This is a genomic window from Ralstonia sp. VS2407 (assembly GCF_052950655.1).
This window is the reverse complement of record NZ_JBRFVG010000091.1, coordinates 1-594: the sequence shown is the minus strand read 5'-3', so window position 1 is coordinate 594 and position 594 is coordinate 1. Positions and strand designations below refer to the sequence as shown.

Annotated in this window: 1 protein-coding gene; it reads right to left on the bottom strand. The window is 68.7% G+C overall.

The features are described 5' to 3' along the window. Positions 1 to 594: MFS transporter (locus ACU8YE_RS24005; RefSeq protein WP_446929854.1), on the bottom strand; the 594-nt coding region annotated here is incomplete at both ends.

Below are 594 nucleotides of genomic sequence, written 5' to 3'. Positions count from 1 at the left end.
GTTCATGCAAACGCCCGCGACGAACACGACGGTCGCCAGCAACGCGAGGTGCCCGGCCTGCAGTCCGATCATCCAGACGAACAACGCCGTCAGCGCATAGGTAAACGCAATCACGCGATGCGGCTCGATGCGGTCCATCAGCCAGCCGCAAGCAATCGCGCCGATGCCGCCGCCGAGCGGAAACAGCGCGGTGACGAGCGCCGCGTCGCGCACGGTGAATCCCGTGTCGCGAATCAGCGTGGGCAGCCAGCTCGTCATCAGATAGTAGACGAGCAGCCCCATGAAATAGGTGAGCCACAGCATCGCGGTGCCCGCACGATAGCGCGGCGACAACACGACGGCCGCGCCCGAGCGCCGTTGCTCGCCGCGATCGTCGTGCAGCACGAAGCGCACGCCGTCGAACGCCGCATCGGGCGCGATCCTGCGCAACACCGCGGCGATGCGCTCGTGCGGCGCGCCGCGCAGCACCATGAAGCGGATCGATTCGGGCAGCGCGATCAGCAGCGCGCCGAGCGCAAGCGGCGCGATACCGCCGACGATGAACACGCTGCGCCACCCGTGCTCGGGAATCAGCGCGGCGGCGACGAGGCCGCC